Source organism: Nocardia sp. NPDC004123, from assembly GCF_053603795.1.
This window is the reverse complement of record NZ_JBSGGG010000019.1, coordinates 77,847-98,825: the sequence shown is the minus strand read 5'-3', so window position 1 is coordinate 98,825 and position 20,979 is coordinate 77,847. Positions and strand designations below refer to the sequence as shown.

Here is a 20,979-nt window from a genome sequence, read left to right as displayed (position 1 = left end):
GAACGAGCCGCCGCCCGATCGGGCAGCGGCTCAATTCTTTTCCGGCCTGGTGCGGAGTCTTTCCCGTCTCACATCGAGAACAGCACCGAGCCCGTGGTGACCGCGCCGGTAAGTGCGTCCCGCGCCGATCCCGGGCTGCTGTCCATGACCACCACCGGCACGGCCGCGCTCAGGCCGAGGCGGCGAACGGCGTTGGGGGAGAAGACGATCAGCGGATCACCCGCGGCGATCCGATCGCCCTCGGTGGCCTTCACCTCGAAGAGATCCGGCTTGCCGACGGTGTCGATGCCGACGTGCAGCAGCACGCCGGTGCCGTCGTCGGTGACGATGACCGCGGCGTGCGGGTGCAGCTTCACCAGCGATCCGGTGACGGGGGCGACCACGGTGGTGGCGGCATCGGTGTCGAGGGGTTCGATGGCCACGCCCGCGCCCACCATCTCGGCCGAGAAGACCGGATCGGGAACTTCGGACAGGGGCATGGCACGGCCGTCTAGCGGTGCGAGAATCTCGGTGCTCATGGCGGTCAGATAATGTCGTTGATGTCTTCGGCCAGGGCATCGGCGCTCGGCCCGACCACGACCTGAACCGCGTCACCCATCTTGACAACGCCGTGGGCGCCGGCGGCCTTCAGTGCCTTCTCGTCGACCAGGTTCGCATCCTTCACCTCGCAGCGCAGGCGGGTGATGCAGCCTTCCACCTCGACAATGTTGTCAGCCCCACCCAGTCCGGCGATGATCTGATCCACTTTCGACATTTTTCCTCCGTGCGTGTCGAGTAGACAAAGCTGGTTATAACCAGTATATGTCTGGTTATAACCAGTGACGCTAGCTGATCGTGAACAGTACGCGTGACTCCATTCACAGACTGAGGACCATCCATGGCCGATGCCGTCGAGAGCTCCCGCAAGAAGCTCGATTTATCCGGACTGCAGAAGCTCGGCCGCAGCTTGATGCTGCCGATCGCCACGCTACCCGCTGCCGGACTGTTGCTCCGACTAGGACAGGACGACATGCTCGGCCGGTTCTCGCCGCTGCGGTCCGCCGCCGCCGTGCTCGCCGGGGCGGGCGGCACCCTCATCGACAATCTGCCGCTGCTGTTCGCGGTCGGCATCGCCATCGGCTGGGCGAAGAAGGCCGACGGTTCCACCGCGCTCGCGGCGGTGGTCGGCTACCTCGCCTTCACCGGTGTCCTCAAGGCCATGTCACCGGTGGTGCTGGACGGCAGCTGCGGCCCGGTCCTGGGCTGGCTGTTCCGGGCGGCGCACTGGAACTGCCCGGTCGTCGACGTCGCAAAGGCCCCGGCCGCACAGCTCGTCAACTTCGGCGTCCTCGGCGGCATCGTGATGGGCCTGACCACGGCCGCGCTGTGGCAGCGCTTCCACCGCACCCAGCTACCCGACTACCTGGGCTTCTTCTCCGGGCGCCGGCTGGTGCCGATCCTGACCGCGTGCGCGGCCGTCGTGATCGGGGTGCTGATGTCGTTCATCTACCCCGCCTTCAATTCCGCGCTGACCTGGCTGGGCACCACCGTCGCCGACAACTCGGTCGCGGGCGGCGGCATCTTCGGCTTCGCCAACCGCATGCTGCTGCCGCTGGGCCTGCACCACATCATCAACTCGGTGGTCTGGTTCGTCATCGGCGACTACCACGGCGCACACGGCGACATCCCGCGCTTCCTGGCCGGCGACCCCTCGGCCGGCACCTTCATGACCGGCTTCTTCCCGATCATGATGTTCGGCCTGCCCGCCGCGGCCATCGCCATCTGGCGCCACGCCCGCCCCGAGCACCGCAAGATGATCGGCGGCATCATGCTGTCCACCGGTCTGACCGCGTTCCTGACCGGCATCACCGAGCCGCTGGAGTTCTCGTTCATCTTCGTGGCCTGGCCGCTGCTGGTGATCCACGCGTTCTTCACCGGTACCTCGCTGGCGCTCACCAATGCGCTCGGGATCCACGACGGGTTCACCTTCTCGGCCGGTGCCATCGACTATCTGCTGAACTTCGGCAAGGCCACCCATCCGCTGCTGCTGATCCCGATCGGACTCGGCTACGCGGCCCTGTACTACGTCACCTTCAGCTTCATCATCAAGCGCTGGAACCTGCCGACACCCGGCCGGGAACCGGACGAGACCGAGTTCGAGAAGGAGAACATCGCAGCATGATCACCCGCACCGCCGTAGTCGCGTCCGAGACCGGACTGCACGCCCGTCCTGCTGCCCTGTTCGCCAAGGCCGCCGGGGAAGCCGGTGTCCCCGTCCAGATCTCGGTCGGCGACAAGGACCCCGTCGCCGCCAACAGCCTGCTGCAGGTGATGACCCTGGGCGTCAAGCAGGGCGACACCGTCACCCTGCACGCCGAGGACGGCGCCGACGCGGCCCTCGATACGCTGGTCGCGATGCTGGAGACAGATCTTGACGCGTGAGGTGCGCGGTGTCGCCGCCGCTCCCGGAATCGCCGTCGGATCGGTGAAGTGGCTGGCGCCCGCGCCGGTCACCAGCCGGGACGACGCGCCCGGGAGTGACGTCGAGGCCGAAATCGCCCGCGCGGAGGCCGCTTTCGAGACGGTCGCCGGCCGGTATTCCGCGCAGGCCCTCGACGCGCAGGGCCCGGCGGCGGACATCCTGTTCATGACCTCGGCGCTGGCCGCGGATCCGGCACTGCTGGATCACGTGCGCGCCGAGATCCGGGGCGGGACGCCGACCGCGCACTCGGTGACCGAGGCGGTGGCGCATTTCGGGGCGCAGCTGGCCGCGCTCGGCGGCATGATGGCCGAACGGGCCTCGGATCTGCGCGATGTGGGCCAGCGGGTGGTGGCCGAGCTGCTCGGGGTGGATCCGCCCGGGATCCCGGACAGTGCAACGCCTTTCGTGCTCGCCGCGCAGGATCTGGCGCCCGCCGATACCGCGACGCTGGACCCGGAGCGGGTCATCGGGCTGCTGACCGTGGCGGGCGGGCCGACCTCGCACACCGCCATTCTGGCCAAGGCGCTGGGTATTCCGGCCGTGGTCGCCGCACCGGACGCGGCCGGGATCGCCGACGACACCGAAGTCGTGCTGGACGGCACGGCCGGCGTGGTCGAGGTCGAGCCGCCTGCGGCGCGTCGCGAGGAAGTGCTCGCGCTGCGCGCCCGGCGGGCGGCCGCGCCGACCGGTCCGGGCCGGACCGCGGACGGGCACGCCGTACCGCTGCTGGCCAATGTCGGCTCCGTGGCCGACGCGCGGCTGGCGGTCGAACTCGGCGCCGAGGGGGTCGGCCTGTTCCGGACCGAATTCCTTTTCCTGGACCGCAAATCGGCACCGACGGTGGCCGAGCAGACCGATCAGTACGCCGAGATCTTCCGAGTCATGGGCGACCGGCCCGTCACGGTCCGCACCCTCGATGCCGGATCCGACAAACCGCTGCCGTTCCTCGGCCTGCCCGATGAGGAGAACCCGGCGCTGGGCGTGCGCGGTCTGCGGTTGAGCAGCGTCGATGAGGGGACGCTGCTCGACCAGCTCACGGCCATCGACACCGCGGCCAGGCAGACCGGCACGCCGGTACAGGTGATGGCGCCGATGGTCGCCACCGCGGAGGAGGCGGGGTACTTCGCCGCCCGCGCCCGCGACGCCGGGATCGGCACCTGCGGCATCATGGTCGAAATCCCCGCCGCCGCACTGTGTTCGGAGCAGCTCGGCGCGGAGGTGGACTTCTTCTCCATCGGTACCAACGACCTGTCGCAGTACCTGTTCGGCGCGGACCGCATGGCGTCGTCGCTGGCGGCGCTGCACAATCCGTGGCAGCCCGCGCTGGCCGCGACCGTCGCCACGACGGTGACCGGGGCGCGCAAGCGCGGCGTCAAGGTCGGCGTCTGCGGCGAATCCGCGTCGAATCCCGAATTCGCCTGTGTGCTGGTGGGTCTCGGCGTCGAGACGCTGTCCATGGCGCCCCGCTCGATCGCGGGCGTCCGGGCCCAGCTCGGCGAGGTCACCCTGGAGCAGTGCAGAGCGGCGGCGGCGGCGGTGCTGTCGGCCCGCACCGCCGACGACGCGCACCAGGCCGCGCGCCGGGCATTGGGGCGAGATACGTGACGACCACCCTGCGCGGCCGGGTCGTCACCCTCACCGAGGCGGGCGAGCTCGCCGACGGGGTGGTGTCGTTCGACGGGGCGCGCCTCGACTATGTGGGCCCGGCAACGGGATTCGGCGGTGACCTGCCGGACCTGCCGGACGAGCCGCCGCTCATCCTGCCGGGGCTGATCGACGTGCACTGTCACGGCGGCGGCGGATTCGGCTTCCCGGAAACCGATCCCGAGGGCGTGGCCGCTGCCGCGAACTTCCATCGCCGCCGCGGCACCACCACGCTGGTCGCCTCCCTCGTCTCCGCCACCGAGGCCGAACTGCGCGACCGTATCGACGTGCTCGGCAAGGCCATCGACGACGGCCTGCTGGCGGGCATCCACCTCGAAGGCCCGTTCATCAGCGAGCAGCGGCGCGGCGCCCACGATCCCGATCGGATCATCGCCGGTGATCCGGCATTGCTGGAGCGGCTTCTCGACTACGCGGGCGGCCGCGTCGTGTCGGTGACCGTGGCCCCGGAGACGGCGAACTTCGACGCCCTCGCGGACGTGCTCGCCGACGCGAATGTGATTCTCTCCCTGGGACACACCGTCGCCGACTACGCGCAGTCCGTGCACGCCATGCGCCGCGGCGGCCGGGTGTCCATCACCCACCTGTTCAATGCCATGCCCGAGCTGGCGCACCGCGACGCCAACTTCCTCACCGCCGCCATGGCCGCGGCGGGACGCGGGGATGTGGTGGCCGAGGTCATCGGCGACGGCGTGCACCTGGCCGACGGCACCGTGCGCATGGTCTTCGACACCATCGGTCCCGACAATCTGGCCCTCATCACCGACGCCATGGCCGCCGCCGGGCAACCCGACGGGCGCTACCAGCTCGGCAGCCTGGACGTCGTGGTGCGGGAAGGCATCTCGCGCATCTATGACCCGGATGGGGAGGGCGCCATCGCCGGCGGCACCGCCACCGCCGCGGAAGTGCTGCGCCGCACCGTCTTCCACGCGGGCGTCGAGCTCACCGCGGCGGCCACCGCCGCGTGTGCCACCCCGGCCCGCCTGCTCGGCATGGCCGACGACATCGGCGCGCTGGCTGCGGGTATGCGCGCCGACGTCCTGGTGGCAGACCATCACCTCAACCCCGTGACCGTGTACAAGGATGGAGCGCCATGGAACTCGTGATCACCGACAACGCGGCCGAGGCCGGCGTGCTGGCCGGCCGCATCATGGCCGACCACGTGCGCCGGGGCGCCCGCGCCATCGGGCTGGCCACGGGCTCCTCACCGCTGGGCGCCTACCGGGAGCTCATCCGGCAGTATCGCGAGGAGGGCCTGAGTTTCGCGGGCGTGCAGGCGTTCCTGCTCGACGAGTACATCGGCCTGCCGCCGGGACATCCGCAGTCCTACCGGCGATTCATCCGTGACGAGTTCACCGCGCACGTCGACTTCGCCGACACCGACGTCCACAGCCCCGACGGCAATGCCGCCGACATCCCGGCGGCCGCGGCCGCCTACGAACACGCCATCGCCGAGAACGGGCCCATCGCCGTGCAGATCCTGGGCATCGGCGCGAACGGGCACATCGGCTTCAACGAGCCGGGCTCCTCGCTGCGCTCGCGCACCCGGGTCAAGACCCTGACCCCGACGACCCGCGAGGACAATGCCCGCTTCTTCGACGACGACCTGGCGCAGGTGCCCACCCACGTCCTCACCCAGGGCCTCGGAACCATCGGCGACGCCGGCCATCTGCTCATGATCGCCACCGGCGCGGGCAAGGCCGAGGCGGTCGCCGCCGCGGTGGAGGGCCCGCTCTCCGCGTTCTGCCCGGCGTCGATCCTGCAGATGCACCCGCACGTCACGGTCATCGTGGACCCGGACGCGGCGGCGCGCCTGAAGGCCGCCGACTACTACCGGTTCGCGGTGGCGAACAAGCCCTCCTGGCAGAGCTTCTGAACCCTACGCGCCCTGCTGCAGGGCGGTGAACGGGGCCATGTCGAAGTAGTCGCGCCACGCGGCGATCCGGCCGTCGCGGACCTCGAACACGCCGGTCACCGGCAGCTCGATGTGGTTGTCGCCGAGGGTGAACCGGTCGGTGCGCTCGTTGAGCACGACAGTACCGGTGACGGCCTGGTGGTGGATGGTGAAGTCGATGCCGCCGAACGCGCCGATGAAGCCGCGCAGGAACTCGAGGATCGCGGCCTTGCCGACGAACGGCTGCATCGGAATGTTGTGGTAGCCGGCGTCCTCGGTGAAGAACTCGGCGATGGATTCCGGTGTGCCGGTGCGCCATTCGGCGCACAGTGCGGTGACGACCTCGGCGGGGGACAGGGTCGTGTGGTCGATGCTCACTGCGGTGGGAGACCTTTCGTGCGGGTGACCTGAACTGCAGGGTCAAATTTCCCGGCGGCCCCGACGGTGTCAAGGGTGGTCTCGCAGTGAGACTTTCACCCGTCCGCGTCTCGGTGTTTCAGGACGTCAGCGCGCCACCCAGGATCGCGGTCACCATGGCGTGCACGGCCTCGGTCTCGGGCCGGGCCGCGGTGCGGTCGGCGAAGAGCAGGTGTCCCGATCCGATCAGCGTGCGAGCGAGTAGATCGGTGTCGCAAGTGGCCGCGAGGCGGCCGGTGTCGACCTCGGCGGCGAGGTATCCGGCGATCAGCTCGGTGGCCTCGGTCAGGACGGGGACACCGACCGGCCGGCGCTGTCGCAGCCGGGCGCGCAGCTCGTCCCGATAGGTGACCAGGCTGACGATGGCCACCGCCACCGTCTCGAACACCGCGGTCAGTGCCTCGGTGAGGTTACCCGGCACCGTGGCCTCCCCGGCTCGGTCGCGCAGTGCGGCGCCGAGCCGCTCCACCCGGACGATCCGGTCCTCGACCAGCTCGGCGAGGAACCCGTCGAAGTCGGCGAAATGCCGGTGTAGCACGCCTTTCGCGCACCCGGCCTCGGCGGTGACCGACCGGCTCGTCAGCCCGCTCGGCCCGTCTCGCAACAGAATCCGCTCGGCCGCGTCGAACAACTGCTCCCGTGCATCCCGAATGGCCACCCCGGTGGGCACCCCGCACTCCTTTCATGTCGCCGGACCCAATCCATTTGCGGAGTGGGCAAGCGCCCACTTAGAGTGGGCACATGGTCACTCTACCGCCCTCTGGCCCCGAACCCGCAGACCAGAGCCCCCATCGAGCCCGGCACATCGCGGAGTCGTTCGGCATCGACGCCGCCCGCTATGACCGCACCCGCCCGGCGTATCCGGCCGCCATGATCGAGCGCATCCTCGCGGCAAGCCCCGGCAAGGACGTCCTCGACGTCGGCTGCGGAACCGGCATTGCGACCAGACAGTTCCGCGATGCCGGATGCTCGGTGCTCGGCGTCGAACCCGACGCCCGCATGGCCGATTTCGCTCGCGAAACCGGCGTCGACGTGGAGGTCGGCACCTTCGAGGAGTGGGATCCGGCCGGCCGCACCTTCGACACGGTGATCGCCGGAACCGCGTGGCACTGGGTCGATCCGGTGCGGGGCACGGCCCGGGCGGCGCAGATCCTGCGCCCCGGCGGCCGGCTCGCCGCTTTCTGGCCTCTCGCCCAGCTGCCGCCCGACGCGGCGGCCGCCTTTGCCGCGGTCTATCGCCGCCTGCTGCCGGACACACCCGTCGCGCGGGTCGCGGACCGCCCCGCCCTCGAGATCTACCAGCCGATACTCGACACGGTGGCCAAGGGAATCCGCGAATCCGGAGCCTTCACCGACCCCGAGCAGTGGCAGTTCGATTGGCGCCACACCTACACCCGCGACGAATGGCTCGACCAGATCCCCACCCACGGCACCCTCACCCAGGCCCCACCCGACACCCTCACCGCCGTCCTCGACGGCATCGGCGCGGCCATCGATGCTCTCGGCGGCACCTTCACCGCCTCCTACGCCACGGTCGTCGTGACAGCCGCACTGCGACCCGGCCGATCCGCCCCGACCGCACCGAGCTGATCCGGAAAAGCCTGCGCGGGTTCGTGATCGAGCAGCTCGACGCAGTCCGGTCACGTGCTCGGCTGTGCCCCGCGACCCTCCGGCCTGCGTCCGGGAGTGCCCGCATTGCCGGGTCCATGCTCATCGTGCCCGTCTGCGTGCCCCCGCTGCGGTGGCTGTCCGGCGTGCCCATCAGGTGATCCGGGATAGCTTGTGCGGGTTGGTGATCGAGTAGATCGTCTGGATTCGGGTACCGGTCGGGTCCAGGTCGACGACGACGGCCGCCAAGGGGCTCTCGTCGGAGAACACCAGGACGCAGGGGTCTTCGGCCACCCAGCGGTAGCGAATGGCTAGGTGCCCGGCGGGGAGGTCGGCGGCCACCGCCATGAAGACCGCGGCGACCCGGTCGCGGCCGTGGACGGGTTCCAGGCTCTGGGCCCGCCCCGCGCCGCCGCTGTCGGTCCACAGGGTGACATCGGGGGCGAGGACCTCGAGCATGGTGGCGAGGTCACCGCGCAGGGTTGCCTCGGCCAGGCGCTCGCTCAGCCCGGCCGGGAAGTGCTGATCTCGCCGGCGAGGCCGGCGCTCGTGGATGTGCTTGCGGGCGCGGGTGGCGAGCTGGCGGACCGCGGTGGGGGAACGGTCGAGCATGGCCGCGATCTCGGGGTGGCCGAAGCCGAACACATCGTGCAGGACGAAGACCGCGCGCTCCAGCGGGGACAGGGTTTCCAGGACCACGAGGACCGCCATGGACAGCGATTCCTTGCGTTCCACGACGCCGGACACCTCGTCCTCGGTGGTGACCAGCGGTTCGGGAAGCCAAGGGCCGACATAGGTTTCGCGTCGTTTGCCGATCTCGGTGCGCCGCGCCAGGGCGTGATTGGCGACCACTCGGACCAGGTAGGCGCGGGCATTGTCGACCGGTGCCGCGGCGGGGTCCCGGTGCCGCGCCGCCCACGCCAGCCAGGCTTCCTGGAGCACGTCTTCGGTATCGGCGACGCTGCCGAGCATGTTGTATCCGACCGCGAACAGCAGTTCGCGGTAGTCGAGAAAGCGCGCGGTGACCTCGTCGGAGGCCGCGTGCGGTGGCTGTGCCGTCATGATTCATCTCCCTTCTCTCGCCACCGAAGAGCCGGGCGGCCCGGAAACTGTGACATGGTGGCCCGGATCGTGTTCCGTGTCACCGAAACCCGCGCCCATGTCACAGTTCGCGGTCACCGTGCCTCTGTGTTGTCGTCCGGGGAGGGTCCCCGGGGCCGAGGAGACCGACCATGACCACCACACCCTCCGGCGCGGACCGCGCCCTGTTCATCCGGGCCGGCGAGGCCGAACAGCTGCCGGGCCTGGGCGTGCACCTGTATGCCGACCACGATATGACCGGCGGAAAGCTCAGCGCCAACCGCGCGGTCCTGCCCGCCGGCACCGACGGCCCGCCGCCGCACTTCCACACCACATCCGCGGAACTGTTCTTCCTGCTGGGTGGCACGCTGCGGGTCCTGGCCGGGGAGGAGATCCTCACCATGGGCGAGGGGGATTTCCTGCTGGTTCCGCCCGCCATGGTGCATGCCTGGGCCGCCCCCGCCGATTCGGCGGCCGACGTGTTGATCGTGTTCACGCCCGGCATCGAACGCTTCGAATATTTCCGGATGGGTGAGCGGCTCCGCCGCGGCGACGGCGATCCGCTCGAAATCCTGCGCACCCAGGAGCGTTTCGACAATCACTTCGTCGACAGCCCGCTCTGGCGCGAATCCCGGATCGACCCGGCGGCGGGCGAACCATGGCCGCAGCGCCGATAATGAACCGGTGACCGAGCGTGCAGCGAGTCGGACAGCGGTCCTGGTCTGCCAGGGCCGCGCCGTGGCGGACGGGCGGATGGGCGTCGGGCGGTTCTCCGACCCGGTCGCGGTCGAACTATTGGTCGACGGCGAACGTGAACTGGTCGATCTCGTGCGCGCGGGCGCGGTGCCGAAGGGGTTCGGCGCGCGGATGGAGTACGAATTGCTTTCCGCCACTTCGGAAGTGCTGGCGGCCCGCACGGTCGCCATCGATGATGCGGTGCGCGAGAGTGTGCATCCGCAGCTGGTGATTCTCGGCGCGGGGCTGGACGCGCGTGCCTGGCGCATGCCCGAACTGGCGGGAGTCGCCGTGTTCGAGGTGGATCATCCGGCGTCGCAGGCCGAGAAGCGGGAACGGCTCGGGGAGCGGGAAGCGCTGGCTGACGTCCGTTTCGTCCCGGTCGATTTCGGTAAGGACTCCCTCGGCGCCGCCCTCACCACCGCCGGCCACGACGAGACCCGGCCCACCACCTGGATCTGGGAGGGCGTCGTCCCCTACCTGACGTCCGCCGAGGTCGCCGAGACCGTCATCGAGGTGGCGAAGCGCAGTGCCCCCGGCAGCCGCTTGATCATCACCTACCCGACCCCCAATCGGGTGTACCACTACGGCCGCAAGGCCATGGAGCTGTTGCTGTCCGTCTCCGGCCGCACCAATCCCATGGCCGGTGAACCGCAGCGTTCGAGCTGGACCCCCGCGGCGATGGCCGCATTGCTGGCCGAGCACGGCTTCTCCGTCACCGCCGACCGCGACCTGCAATCGGTCGCGGTCGAGGCGGGAATCGAGGGCAAACGCACCTCGGTCCGCGCCGACGGTCATATCGTCATCGCCGATCGGCGCTGACCCTGGTCAGTTCAGGGTGACGACCCAGGAGCCGTTGCAGCCGCGGTTGGTGTCGCGGTTGGGGTCGTAGTTCCACACCGTCTGCAGGTCCGAGTCCTTCTGGATGTTGAAATCACCCGTCGGCGACTGCACCGGCTCACCGTTGTACAGCAGCAGGCTCAGGTCGTTCGGGTAGATCGTCCAGGACCCGTTGTAGCCCGCCGGGTAGTTCATGGTGACCGTGGTGGTGCGGCCGGCGTGGTTCTGCACCACGATGCACGAATTCGGATGATTGGCCTGAGCCTGGGCCGGTGCCGCGGCCAGCACGATGGCCGCCACCCCGACCGCGGCCGCGGCCACCGGTGCCGCTGCCTTCGCCACCAGACCACGCCCGCCGTTGGGAACGTTCCACATGATGCCTGACCTCCGTGTGAATTCCACCGCCCGAATGGCTGATTGGATGAGACGAAGTTATCCACCGCACCCAGCGGGTCTCTTATGAAATCCTTGTCGCCGCGGCGAGGCGGTTGTCGTCCCCTTCCATCGGATCCGCAGCGATCAGACCCAGCCGTTCCCGCACCGCGCGCACCGAGATATCGACGTGCCCAATCGCGATCGCGCGAATCTGTTCTTCACAATCCGTGAGACATTCGACGGCCCGGCCGCGCGGAATTCGGTCGAGAGGCGGCTCAGCGCCTCGGCACACCGGATCCTGAGATAGGAGTGGACAGTGGAGTCGAAGATCGCCTCGGCGACAGGGACAGCGGGCACATGGTCGAGCCGGGTCAGAGCATCGACCAGACTGCACTGGTCATAGATGTAGTCGTTGCCGCCGCCATGGGCGGCCTCCAGATGATCGAACAACCTTGGCGCATCTGACTTTTCGCCGATGTCTGTGAGCAGTGACAGCGCTGCGCTACCGATCGAGCCGTCCAGGCCGGCATGCGCCCGGGCCCACACCAACGCCCGAGGTGACCGCAGCCGCCGGCGCACCGCGCGGGCGCGGATGTCTACATGAGCAATGCCGGCACCGATGTGTTCTGCGATGTGCTGGCGCTGGCCGGCTCCGCGCCGGCCCGCACACCGTGGCAGCAGAACCTGATCCTGCACTTCTGTGACACCGAACGGCACGGCCACGGCTTCGACCGATCGGCTGTTCTGGTGAACCGGGATGTCGATCGTCAGACGGGGATTGTTCGGCGGGGCCGGAGGGGTGTGCGGTCGCGGAATGCTTCGATTGCCGCGGCGACTTCGAATGGTGTTGTGGCGTGCGCGATGTCGTCGCGGTAGAGCACTCGCTCGGCAACGGTGTCCAGGTCGAATCCCCAGACCATCGACATGAGGGGGTTGATGAAGAGTTCGGCGCTTTGGGCGCGGGTGCGGGCCAGGGAGTGGTGATCACCGAATTCGCCGCGGGCGGCGTCGGTGATCGACGCGCAGACGATGCTCTCCTTGCCAGGGGTGTGCTGCTGAACCCAGTCGACGGCCGCCAGCCAGGCATCGACGGCCGCGATGCCTGGTGTGAGAGCGAAGACGCCGTGATACGCGCCGAGTCCGGCAAGTGCGGCAACGTTTTCCAGGAAATGCGCGTGGCAGACGCCGTGGTGGGCATCGACGCCGAACCCGACACATATGGCCAGCTTGACGGGCAGGTCGAGCGCCTGCGCCGCCAACAGGCTGGTCACATCCTCGACCGGTGTACCCAATCCGGCCTCATCGCCGGTCATCAGGAGATCCGTACCCCCATCGACCAACACCAGCCCGTCCAGTCGAAGCTCGCGAGCCAACCATGCGTAGGCCGTCTGGACATCGGCGGGCCCACCCTTGCGAATCAGGAACACCCGATCCGGAAATCCGTGGTCGCGCAACCACATCGCGAGGTGCTTCTCCGGAAAGTACGCGTCCGCACCCTCGGTTTCCGCATCGATTTCGAACAGCCCGGGCGCGACCTGCCGGGCCGTGGTCCGCGTGACCGGTGTGAACGTGAGATTCGCCAGCACCACCGACTTGCCCTGCTCCTGCAGCGCGAACGCCACCGGCAGGCCACTGAGCACGTCGAACCCGCCCCCAGCTCCAGCGACCAGGACCCGCTCGCAATCCCGCAGTCGATGCAGTGCCGGTGTGTCGAACAGCGAGAGCGCACCCATCCGTCGAAGTATTCAGTACTTCCGCCGTCCGCGCCCGATCTCGCGGGCGGATCAGTCGACCGCCGTACCCGAATTCGACTGTGCGACTCCGCTGCTCACCCGTCGGCTCGTATGCCGACGACGGATTCGAAACGGGGAGATCGATGACACCGGCGATTTGGCTGCGGTTGCAGGCGTTCTTACGGGCCGCCGAGGCGGTCGCAGCAGCCTCCGAACTCGACAGCGCCCTCACTGAACTTGCCGCGGACGCCCAGAATCGCCACTTCACTGTCTCCACTGGGCAACAGCGCGACTCCAGGCGCGCACAGCGCCTTCGAAGGCTTGATCCACTCCGCACGCCGCGAACTCTCCCCGCCCGCCGTATCCGCGACTCTCATCATCGGCGACTGACAGAGCGCACCGGCAAGATCAGGGAGCTCCCACCGTGGCACTCCGGACAAAACTCCGCGCTGAGCGCTCCCTGATCTTGATGGGTGCCGCACTTCATTTCGTCGACGGGCTGGCTCCCGGTGTCGCGTATGCGGATTCGATGAATGGGCGGACGACGTCCAGGAACTGCTCGGGGGCGGAGGAGAAGGGCAGGTGGCCGGTGGGGAGGACCTGGAGCTCGGAGCCGGTGATCAGGGCGTGGGCTTTCCTGCCGTAGCGGAGGGGAAGGACCGGGTCGCGGCGGCCCCATACGATCAGGGTCGGTGCCGCGATTTCGGTTGCGCGGCCGGTGAGGTCGTAGCGGGGATCGTTGAAGCTGTGCCACAGGGCGGAGTAGGTGGCACGGCCGATATCGGTGCTCGCCACGCGGATCGCGCGCTCTACGACGGCGTCGTCGTGCGGGGTCACGGGTTTCATGTAGTTGCGGATGCTGTGCGGGAGCCAGCGGCGGGCCATCAGGTGAGAGCCGTAGAAGTTGCAGTAGGCCCGGGTCAGCGGCGTCTGCCGGACGAAGCCGCCGGTATTGACGAGGACGAGCCCGGCGACGCGCGCGGGTTGTTCCAGCGCCAGGCGAGCGGCCGCGAATCCGCCGACCGAACTGCCGATGAACACCGCGGGTTCCAGCTCGAGTGTTGTGACCACCTCGGCGAGCGTGTCGGCGATCGCGGCGGCGGTGATGGTCGAATTCGGTTCGGACGCACCGTGTCCCGGCCAATCGATGGCGATCACCCGATGCTCCGCGGCCAATGCCGGGAGGATCGGATCGAAGTCGTGGTGGTCGTGCAGGGTGGCGTGCAGCAGGACCACGGTGGGCCCCGTGCCGATGTCTTCGTAGGCCAGTCGTCCGGCCGACGTGCGCATGATGTGCATACGCAACAACCCTTCATTCGATTGTGGTGACCGAACGGTCGTTCACTGACCAGTCGGTCGGTCAAGTATGATGTGACCATACAATCGGTCCCAAACACACGCAAGGGGGACGCCGAATCGCCTGTCGCGCAACACCGGGTGAGCCGGCACAGCCCCCGGTGAGGGTTGAATCTGATGAATCTGCGGGAGGATTCCGCCGCGCGCACTCGCGCCGCGCTCGTCGACAGCGGCCTGCTGCTGGCCGAGCGGCTGGGACTCGGCGGTGTCAGCGTGAACGTCCTGGTGGCCGAGCTCGGCGTCTCGAAAGGCACGTTCTTCCATCATTTCGGCACCCGCGCCAACTACCTGCTGGCCCTGCATCGCGAATTCCACGAGCGCCTGCAGGCCGTGATCGACTCCGCCACCTCCGGGCTCGCCCCGGGCCGGGACCGTCTCCTGGCCGGAGCCACCGCCTACCTCGACGCCTGTCTGCGCGACCGCGGCGTCAAGGCCCTGCTCCTCGAAGCCCGAGCCGAACCCCTGATCGTGGACGAGGTGACGGCTCGCAACACCCACAACGCCGCGCTGATCGAACCCGATTTCAAGATCCTGGGCTGGCCGCACCCGGAGGCAGGCGCCCGATTGTGGGTCGGCTTGGTCGCCGAAGCCGCCCTGCTGGAATTGCAGGCCGGTCATGAGCAGGGGTCGGTGCGAAACGCCCTGTGGCAGTTCCTCCCCGCCTGAGCCCCGCCCGGCCCCGGTCTCGCCCTCGCCGCGGTAGTCCGCCCCGCAATAGCAAACTCTCTGCAATCCTGAGTGCAGCTCTGGCGCTGTGCGGCGCGGGCCGATCGGCTCGGAACTCAGTCGGCTGCGCAGAGCGCGGTGTCGAACGCCGTCTGGAGGGCAGCGGTGACGGTGGGATCCGAGGGCCGGAGATTGGCGATGAGGGTGACCGCGCGGCCGTCCGGGGTGACGGCATTGAAGGTTCGGAAGCCGGGGATGGAACCGCCGTGCCCCCACACCTGGATGCCACACGGTGCGGTGGTGGTGGTCAATCCGAGGCCGTACGAGTAACCCGGGCGGTTGGTCAGCGGTTTCGGATCGCTGCGCATGGCGGCCACCTGGGCCGGGGGCAGCAGGTTCCCGGTGAGGAGCGCACTGAAGAACCGATTCGCGTCGGAGCCGGTGGAGATCAGCGCGCCGGCACTGCCCGCCCAGGACGGATCGAAGCGGGTGACATCGGTCGGCTTCCCGTCGACCGCCTCGTAGCCCTGCGGATGGGGACTGCGGAGGTCGGTGTCGCCGGCGGCCGGGAAGTAGGTGTCGCGCAGCCCCAGCCTGTCGATGACGCGGTGCGTGACTTCCTCGCCCACCGGGTGCCCGGTCACGCGTTCCACGATCATGCCGACGATAAGGTAGTTGGTATTGCTGTATTCGGCTTTCGCGCCCGGCTCGAAGCGCGCGGGCAGGGTCATGGCACGACGGACCAGGTCCGCCGAGTCGAAGTGCATGGTCAGCAGATCGGGCGAATCACCCTGCAGCTCGGGCAGTTCCAGATACTCGGGCAGACCGCTGGTGTGCTGCATGAGATTCCGGACCGTGATCCGGTTGCCGTCGATGCCCGCGCCCTGGACGACGCCGGGCAGATAGCGCTCGACAGGTGCGCCCACATCCACCGCACCCTCCTCGACGAGCTGCATCATGACGGTCGCGACGAACGTCTTGGTATTGCTGCCGACGCGCACATGCGCGCCCTGCGGAAAGGTGGCGCCGGTAGCGACGTCACCGACACCCGAGGTCGCACTCCACTCGCGGTCGTGCTCGGTCACGACCACCTGTAGCCCGGGAACTCCCGCCGCCACGGCAGCGTCCAGGGCGCGCCCGACCTCCGTACGCGCAGCGGCCGACAGCGGCCCTTCCGGCTGTCGCGCCGCATCATCACCGCAGGCCCCCACCGCGCAGACCACTCCGGCGACCGCGACCGCAGCGGCGATCCGGCGAACGAGCCTCATATGGTCTCCTTCTGGCGTAGTGGCCGCGAGCGCTCGGCCGGAATGCGCTGCTGTGCAGCCGGGTTCGCGCCTCGCGGAGGTCAATAACCGGATGGTAGCTCCAAGCTGCGATCCGGGCATCACCCGCAGCGCTCACCCGAGCTCATCCCTGAGGCGTAGCGCTGGTCAGGGAAAACCCGCTGTCCCGTGCTCCGGGGAGCGAGATCACCGTCAGAGCCGGTAATGAGAGGCGACGGCGTCCTGGCCGGTGTAGTTCGGGCCGGCGTGGGCATCGGCGCCAGGTGGGCGTCGTCGAGTAGCTCGGGCACGCAGGACATCCTGCCCGGTGCGGTCGACGGCGGTGCGGAGCCGCCGACCGATTCAGGCAGCGGCCTTGTCCACGGGCGCCGGAGCCGAGGTGGGGAGGGTTTCGCGGGTGCGCATGGCGGCCCAGAGGGCGGCCGTGGCGGCGGTGCAGGCGGCGGCGCCGCCGACGTGGACGGCGACCAGGGCGGCGGGCACGTGGGTGAAGTACTGGACGATGCCGACCAGGGCCTGGGAGCAGACCAGGGCGATCACCAGGACGAGGCGGTTGCGGATGGTCTTGTTCATGCCGACCGCGGCCAGGCCGCAGGCGAGGCCGACGAGCAGGGCCAGGTAGGCGACCAGGAGTTCGGCGTGCAGGTGGACCAGGGTGACGATCTCGACCTGCAGGCGTTCGACCGGCTTCTCGACGCTCTTGTCACCCGCGTGCGGACCCGCGCCGGTGACCAGGGTGCCCGCGATCAGCGTTCCGGTGAGGGCCAGACCGGACAGGGCCGTCAGCAGCCGCAGCGGCTTGGGAACCTGAACCGTGTCGATGCCTTCGTCGGGTTCCCCGACCTTGGCCCACAGCAGCGTCGCCAGCCACACCATCAGCATGGACGCCAGCAGGTGCACCGCGACCGTCCACCACAGCAGCCCGGTGCGCACGGTGATACCGCCGATCACCGCCTGCAGCACGGTGCCGCCGGGCATCAGCCACGCGTACACCTGGACTTCGCGCCGCCGCCGCGCCCGGGTGACCGCGAGCACGATGGCCGCCGCGGCCAGCGACACCACGAAGGTGAGCATGCGGTTGCTGAATTCGACCACCTGGTGCAGCACCGGCACCTCGGCCACCGCGGTCGGCACGAAGCTGCCGGGGAAGCACTGCGGCCAGGTGGGGCAGCCCAGGCCCGAGGCGGTGACGCGGACGACCGCGCCGGTCACCGAGATTCCGGCCTGGGACAGGATGACCAGGAAGGCGAGGAGTCGCTGTACCCGCAGGGAAGGCATCGGGAACAGGTCGGCAAGTCGCTGGAAGGCGCGAGACAGCACGCACCGATGGTAGCGGGGCCGCATTTAGCCCCGTCACCGGCCCTACTACAGCGTGTCGTTAAACACCCGGGCGGGCGCGAACTTTCGAGGTGACCGCCGCCCGGACGGCCTCAATCGAACTTGAAGAACCGGGTGGCCAACCACCCCGCGAGCCCGCCCCAGCCGGCCAGCACCGCGAGCCCGTACCAGTCGATACTGGTGCGCATCGCCTGCTCCAGGCACTCCGACAGCGCCCCGGACGGAATGATCCGCGCGATCAGGCTCACCGCGTGCGGCAGGTCGTCGGACATGAACACCAGGCTCGCCGTCCCCAGCATGACGAACCACAGAATGTTGGCGAGCGCCAGCACCACCTCGGCCTTGAGCGTCCCGCCCAGCAGCAGTCCCAGCGCCGCGAAGGTCGCGGTCCCGAGCGCGATCACCACCGCGCCCAGCAGCAGTCCGGTCAGCGACGGCCGCCAGCCGAGCGCGAACCCGATGGCCCCCAGCAGGATCGACTGCAGCACCACCACGATCAGCACCGCCGAGCACTTGCCCGCGACAATGCCCCACCTCGGCAGCGGCGTCGCCCCGAGCCGCTTCAATGCCCCGTACCGCCGATCGAAGCCGACGGCGATGGCCTGGCCGGTGAACGCGGTCGACATGATCGCCACCATCATCACCGCGGGCACCACCCGGTCCACCCGGTGCTCGCCGAGCCCGCTCATCGGCAGCAGGGTCAGCCCGATCAGCAGCGTGATCGGAATGAACATGGTCAGCAGCAGCTGTTCCCCGTTGCGCAGCAACAGGATCAGCTCCATGCGCGTCTGCGCCGCCAGCATCTTGGCGCGCGTGGTCGGCTGCGGCGCGGGGGAGAAGGTACCCGCCGCGAATCGGTTCACGGTCTCGGTCATCCTCGCAGCTCCCGCCCGGTCAGTTCGAGGAACACGTCTTCCAGCCGGCGCTGGTCGATGCGAATGTCGGTGGGCAGCACGTCGATTCGCGCGCACCACGCGGTCATGGTGGCCAGCACCTGCGGGGTGATGTCGCCCTGCAGCAGGTACGAGCCGGGCGCGGTCTCGCGCGGGGTGAACCCTTCCGGCAGTGCGGCTTCCAGCAGCGACAGGTCGAGTTTGGGTGGTGCGGTGAACGCCAGCCGCCCTTCGGCCCCGTGCGAGGTGACCTCGGCGGGCGTGCCCTGCGCGACGACCTGCCCGTGGTCGATGATCACCAGCTGATCGGCCAGCTGCTCGGCCTCGTCCATCATGTGCGTGGTCAGCAGCACGCTGACCCCGTCGCGGCGCAGCGCGTCGATGAGTTCCCACACCAGGTGCCGTGCCTGCGCGTCCAATCCGGCGGTCGGCTCGTCGAGGAACACGATCTCCGGCCGCCCGACCAGCGCGCACGCCAGCGCGAGCCGCTGCTGCTGCCCGCCCGAGAGCCGCCGATACGGCGTCCGCCGAGCGTCTTTCAGTCCGAGCGTGTCCAGCAGCCACGCCGGGTCCAGCGGATTCGCCGAATAGGAGGCGACGAGATCGAGCATCTCCCCGGCCTTGGACCCCGGATACGCGCCGCCGCCCTGCAGCATCACGCCGATGCGCGGTCGAAGCTGATCGGAGTCGGCGATCGGGTCCAGGCCCAGCACCCGCACGGTCCCGGCGTCGGGAGTCACGAAGCCTTCGCACATCTCGGTGGTGGTGGTCTTGCCGGCGCCATTGGGTCCGAGCAGGGCCAGCACCTGTGCGTGTTCGATATCGAAGCTGATGCCGTCGACCGCGGTGGTCTCGCCGTAGCGTTTCACGACGCCGTCGACGCGTACGGCGGGTCCGGAAGCTGCGGTCACGATGAGACACCGTAAGGCGTGGGCTGCTGTGACCGAGCCGACACCCCCGGCTGATTGCGCCACGGCAGCACATTTCGGGTGAGGAAGATCAGCGACAGACCCACGATCACGGTGGCGATGGCGGATTCGACGATCTGGAAGACGTAGAAGTCCGCGCCGCGCGGCATGACCATCACCGACACCACGACCGACAGCACCACCGCCGGCACCCGGAACGCGGGCCGGTTGGCCCACGCGGCGAGGGGCACGATCGCCCACAGCAGGTACCAGGGTTGCACCACCGGGAAGAGCAGCACGATCGCGCCGAGCGAAACCCCCAGCGCGCCGATCGCATTCAAGCGCCCGGTCCAGGCGGCGATGAGCATGCGCAGGGTCACGAAGCCCGCGACGAGTTCCGCGATGGGCCGGGTGATGTCGAGCAGGGCGGTGGTGTGGTCGCCGAGTCCGAGCAGCACGCCGCCGAACCCGGTGATGATCCCGACGGCGGTCGGCAGTGAGAGGTAGCTGCGCACGGTGGTGGCGGTGCCGACGGTATTGACCCACCCGAATCCGAGGCCGCTGGCATAGCTCACGAAAAGCGTCGTGACCACGGCTATGGCACCGAGCACGCCGCCGGCGACGAGTACCGGTTTGAGTCCGCGCCCCCATCGCCGCGCCAGCGCCATGCCGACGAATCCGAGGCTCACCAGCGAGGTGATCTTCACCGACGAGGACAGTGTGATCAGCACGGCACCGAAAACCAGCAGCGCCCAAGCCCTTTGATTGAACTGCGGGCAATCGTCGATGGCGCGCAGGCAGAATTCCATTCCCGCCAGCATCAGCCCGAGCATGAGCGCGTCATTGTGCACCCCGCCCACCAGGTGGAACAGCACCAGCGGGTTGGCCGCGCCCAGCCACAGCGCGCTCACCCCCGCGATTCCGCAGCGTCGCGACAACCGCGGCAGCGCCCATACCATCAATGCCACGCCCGCCAATGCCAGCAACCGATGCAGCCACACCCCGAGAAGGATGTTGTCGCCGGTGATGTGCGCGATGCCGCGTCCCATCCACAGGAACAGCGGCCCGTAGGGCGCGGAGGTGTCCCGCCAGATGGTGGGGACATTGTTGGTGAGCACATTGTTGAGCCCGAGCCCGGCCACCGGGCCGACCGAATACGGGTCCATGCCCCGGGCCGCGATTTCGCTCTGTGCCAGGTACGAATAGACGTCGTTGCTGAACATGGGTGGCGCGACGCTGAGCGGAATGATCCACAGCAGCAGCGTCCGATCCATCTGCGAGCGGCTGAGCCGGTGGCGTGGATCCCCGCCCCACCCGCCGACGGCGAAGCGGCCCAGCAGCAGCCACGCCATGATCACCAGGATGGTGCCGATCATGCACATGGCCAGCGTCGAGGTGCCGGCCCGTGCGAAGAACCCGAGCACCCGCATGCCGGAGATCGGATTCTGGTGCACCGGTTGGGCTCCGACACCCAGCGCGGATACCGCCATGATCACGGCTCCGGTCGCGCCGAGCAGCCGGATCCGCATCAATTGCAGGGTTTCGCGCCGGTCCAGGCCCGGCCGGTCGGCGTCGATGCCGTGCAGGACGGCGACGGTGTGATCGGCGGCGGGAACGTCCAGGCCCAGGGCCCGGCGTCCGATATCGATGACTCTGCGCCGCGCGCCTTCCACTACCGCCACAGCTGCGAAGCCTAGTCCGGAGCCGCGGGTCGGACGCCGATCGCA

General features: G+C 69.0%; 23 protein-coding genes. 9 read left to right on the top strand and 14 right to left on the bottom strand.

What is annotated here, in order from left to right:
* Positions 1 to 68: 68 nt before the first annotated feature.
* Positions 69 to 518 carry a PTS sugar transporter subunit IIA gene (locus ACWEQQ_RS27385; RefSeq protein WP_452343146.1) on the bottom strand — a complete coding sequence of 150 codons (450 nt, stop codon included), beginning with the start codon at positions 516 to 518 and terminating at the stop codon, positions 69 to 71.
* 5 nt (positions 519 to 523) lie between these two features.
* Positions 524 to 754, bottom strand: coding sequence for a glucose PTS transporter subunit EIIB (locus ACWEQQ_RS27380; protein WP_452343145.1), 231 nt, complete (start codon positions 752 to 754; stop codon positions 524 to 526).
* Between the two features lie 123 nt (positions 755 to 877).
* On the opposite strand from ACWEQQ_RS27380, the gene ACWEQQ_RS27375 reads away from it, so the two are divergent.
* From ACWEQQ_RS27375 to nagB, 5 genes are read left to right on the top strand one after another with little or no spacing between them, the layout of a single operon-like run.
* Complete coding sequence (locus tag ACWEQQ_RS27375; protein ID WP_452343144.1) at positions 878 to 2,161, top strand: PTS transporter subunit EIIC; 1,284 nt, start codon at positions 878 to 880, stop codon at positions 2,159 to 2,161.
* Entirely contained in the window at positions 2,158 to 2,421 is a 264-nt protein-coding gene (locus tag ACWEQQ_RS27370; protein ID WP_364612775.1) for an HPr family phosphocarrier protein, read from the top strand. Before ACWEQQ_RS27375 ends, ACWEQQ_RS27370 begins: the two co-directional genes overlap by 4 nt.
* Positions 2,411 to 4,066 carry a phosphoenolpyruvate--protein phosphotransferase gene (gene ptsP, locus ACWEQQ_RS27365; protein WP_452350247.1) on the top strand — a complete coding sequence of 552 codons (1,656 nt, stop codon included), beginning with the start codon at positions 2,411 to 2,413 and terminating at the stop codon, positions 4,064 to 4,066. Before ACWEQQ_RS27370 ends, ptsP begins: the two co-directional genes overlap by 11 nt.
* Positions 4,063 to 5,229, top strand: coding sequence for an N-acetylglucosamine-6-phosphate deacetylase (locus ACWEQQ_RS27360; RefSeq protein ID WP_452350246.1), 1,167 nt, complete (start codon positions 4,063 to 4,065; stop codon positions 5,227 to 5,229). The genes ptsP and ACWEQQ_RS27360 overlap by 4 nt, the downstream gene beginning before the upstream one ends.
* Entirely contained in the window at positions 5,217 to 5,999 is a 783-nt protein-coding gene (nagB, locus tag ACWEQQ_RS27355) for a glucosamine-6-phosphate deaminase (RefSeq protein WP_452343141.1), read from the top strand. Before ACWEQQ_RS27360 ends, nagB begins: the two co-directional genes overlap by 13 nt.
* Positions 6,000 to 6,002: 3 nt before the next feature.
* Here nagB and ACWEQQ_RS27350 read toward each other — a convergent pair whose 3' ends face one another.
* Positions 6,003 to 6,374, bottom strand: a complete 372-nt coding sequence (locus tag ACWEQQ_RS27350; protein ID WP_452350305.1) for a limonene-1,2-epoxide hydrolase family protein — start codon at positions 6,372 to 6,374, stop codon at positions 6,003 to 6,005.
* A gap of 139 nt (positions 6,375 to 6,513) precedes the next feature.
* A complete protein-coding gene (locus ACWEQQ_RS27345) occupies positions 6,514 to 7,104 on the bottom strand; it encodes a TetR/AcrR family transcriptional regulator (protein ID WP_379387214.1) in 591 nt (196 codons plus the stop codon).
* A gap of 71 nt (positions 7,105 to 7,175) precedes the next feature.
* Here ACWEQQ_RS27345 and ACWEQQ_RS27340 point away from each other — a divergent pair, with 71 nt between their 5' ends.
* A complete protein-coding gene (locus tag ACWEQQ_RS27340; protein WP_452350245.1) occupies positions 7,176 to 8,024 on the top strand; it encodes a class I SAM-dependent methyltransferase in 849 nt (282 codons plus the stop codon).
* A 171-nt stretch (positions 8,025 to 8,195) separates the two neighbouring features.
* Here the strand turns inward: ACWEQQ_RS27340 and ACWEQQ_RS27335 are convergent, their stop codons facing one another.
* Positions 8,196 to 9,104 carry a sigma-70 family RNA polymerase sigma factor gene (locus tag ACWEQQ_RS27335; protein ID WP_452350244.1) on the bottom strand — a complete coding sequence of 303 codons (909 nt, stop codon included), beginning with the start codon at positions 9,102 to 9,104 and terminating at the stop codon, positions 8,196 to 8,198.
* A 170-nt stretch (positions 9,105 to 9,274) separates the two neighbouring features.
* On the opposite strand from ACWEQQ_RS27335, the gene ACWEQQ_RS27330 reads away from it, so the two are divergent.
* Complete coding sequence (locus ACWEQQ_RS27330) at positions 9,275 to 9,799, top strand: cupin domain-containing protein (protein WP_452343137.1); 525 nt, start codon at positions 9,275 to 9,277, stop codon at positions 9,797 to 9,799.
* Between the two features lie 7 nt (positions 9,800 to 9,806).
* The gene (locus ACWEQQ_RS27325) at positions 9,807 to 10,679 is read left to right on the top strand and encodes a class I SAM-dependent methyltransferase (RefSeq protein WP_452350243.1); all 873 of its coding nucleotides are present in this window, start codon (positions 9,807 to 9,809) and stop codon (positions 10,677 to 10,679) included.
* A 6-nt stretch (positions 10,680 to 10,685) separates the two neighbouring features.
* Here ACWEQQ_RS27325 and ACWEQQ_RS27320 read toward each other — a convergent pair whose 3' ends face one another.
* The 4 genes from ACWEQQ_RS27320 to ACWEQQ_RS27305 form a co-directional block, all read right to left on the bottom strand.
* Positions 10,686 to 11,072 carry a hypothetical protein gene (locus ACWEQQ_RS27320; protein ID WP_452343135.1) on the bottom strand — a complete coding sequence of 129 codons (387 nt, stop codon included), beginning with the start codon at positions 11,070 to 11,072 and terminating at the stop codon, positions 10,686 to 10,688.
* Between the two features lie 144 nt (positions 11,073 to 11,216).
* Complete coding sequence (locus ACWEQQ_RS27315) at positions 11,217 to 11,795, bottom strand: hypothetical protein (protein ID WP_452350242.1); 579 nt, start codon at positions 11,793 to 11,795, stop codon at positions 11,217 to 11,219.
* A 44-nt stretch (positions 11,796 to 11,839) separates the two neighbouring features.
* Entirely contained in the window at positions 11,840 to 12,805 is a 966-nt protein-coding gene (locus tag ACWEQQ_RS27310; protein WP_452350241.1) for a DUF1152 domain-containing protein, read from the bottom strand.
* A gap of 483 nt (positions 12,806 to 13,288) precedes the next feature.
* Positions 13,289 to 14,104, bottom strand: coding sequence for an alpha/beta fold hydrolase (locus tag ACWEQQ_RS27305; RefSeq protein ID WP_452350240.1), 816 nt, complete (start codon positions 14,102 to 14,104; stop codon positions 13,289 to 13,291).
* Between the two features lie 174 nt (positions 14,105 to 14,278).
* Between ACWEQQ_RS27305 and ACWEQQ_RS27300 the strand changes: the two genes are divergently transcribed.
* The gene (locus ACWEQQ_RS27300; protein ID WP_452350239.1) at positions 14,279 to 14,827 is read left to right on the top strand and encodes a TetR/AcrR family transcriptional regulator; all 549 of its coding nucleotides are present in this window, start codon (positions 14,279 to 14,281) and stop codon (positions 14,825 to 14,827) included.
* A gap of 116 nt (positions 14,828 to 14,943) precedes the next feature.
* On the opposite strand, the gene ACWEQQ_RS27295 is transcribed toward ACWEQQ_RS27300, so the two are convergent.
* The 5 genes from ACWEQQ_RS27295 to mptB form a co-directional block, all read right to left on the bottom strand.
* Complete coding sequence (locus tag ACWEQQ_RS27295) at positions 14,944 to 16,095, bottom strand: serine hydrolase domain-containing protein (RefSeq protein WP_452350238.1); 1,152 nt, start codon at positions 16,093 to 16,095, stop codon at positions 14,944 to 14,946.
* A gap of 360 nt (positions 16,096 to 16,455) precedes the next feature.
* Positions 16,456 to 17,433: a COX15/CtaA family protein gene (locus ACWEQQ_RS27290; protein ID WP_452350237.1), complete on the bottom strand. Its 978-nt coding sequence runs from the start codon at positions 17,431 to 17,433 to the stop codon at positions 16,456 to 16,458.
* Positions 17,434 to 17,543: 110 nt separating this feature from the next.
* On the bottom strand, positions 17,544 to 18,326 hold the full coding sequence (locus tag ACWEQQ_RS27285; protein WP_379387230.1) for an ABC transporter permease: 783 nt from the start codon (positions 18,324 to 18,326) through the stop codon (positions 17,544 to 17,546).
* Positions 18,323 to 19,255 (bottom strand): ABC transporter ATP-binding protein, encoded by a 933-nt coding sequence (locus ACWEQQ_RS27280; protein WP_452343126.1) that lies wholly within the window; start codon positions 19,253 to 19,255, stop codon positions 18,323 to 18,325. Before ACWEQQ_RS27280 ends, ACWEQQ_RS27285 begins: the two co-directional genes overlap by 4 nt.
* Positions 19,252 to 20,934 carry a polyprenol phosphomannose-dependent alpha 1,6 mannosyltransferase MptB gene (gene mptB, locus ACWEQQ_RS27275; RefSeq protein ID WP_452343125.1) on the bottom strand — a complete coding sequence of 561 codons (1,683 nt, stop codon included), beginning with the start codon at positions 20,932 to 20,934 and terminating at the stop codon, positions 19,252 to 19,254. The genes ACWEQQ_RS27280 and mptB overlap by 4 nt, the downstream gene beginning before the upstream one ends.
* Positions 20,935 to 20,979 lie beyond the last annotated feature (45 nt).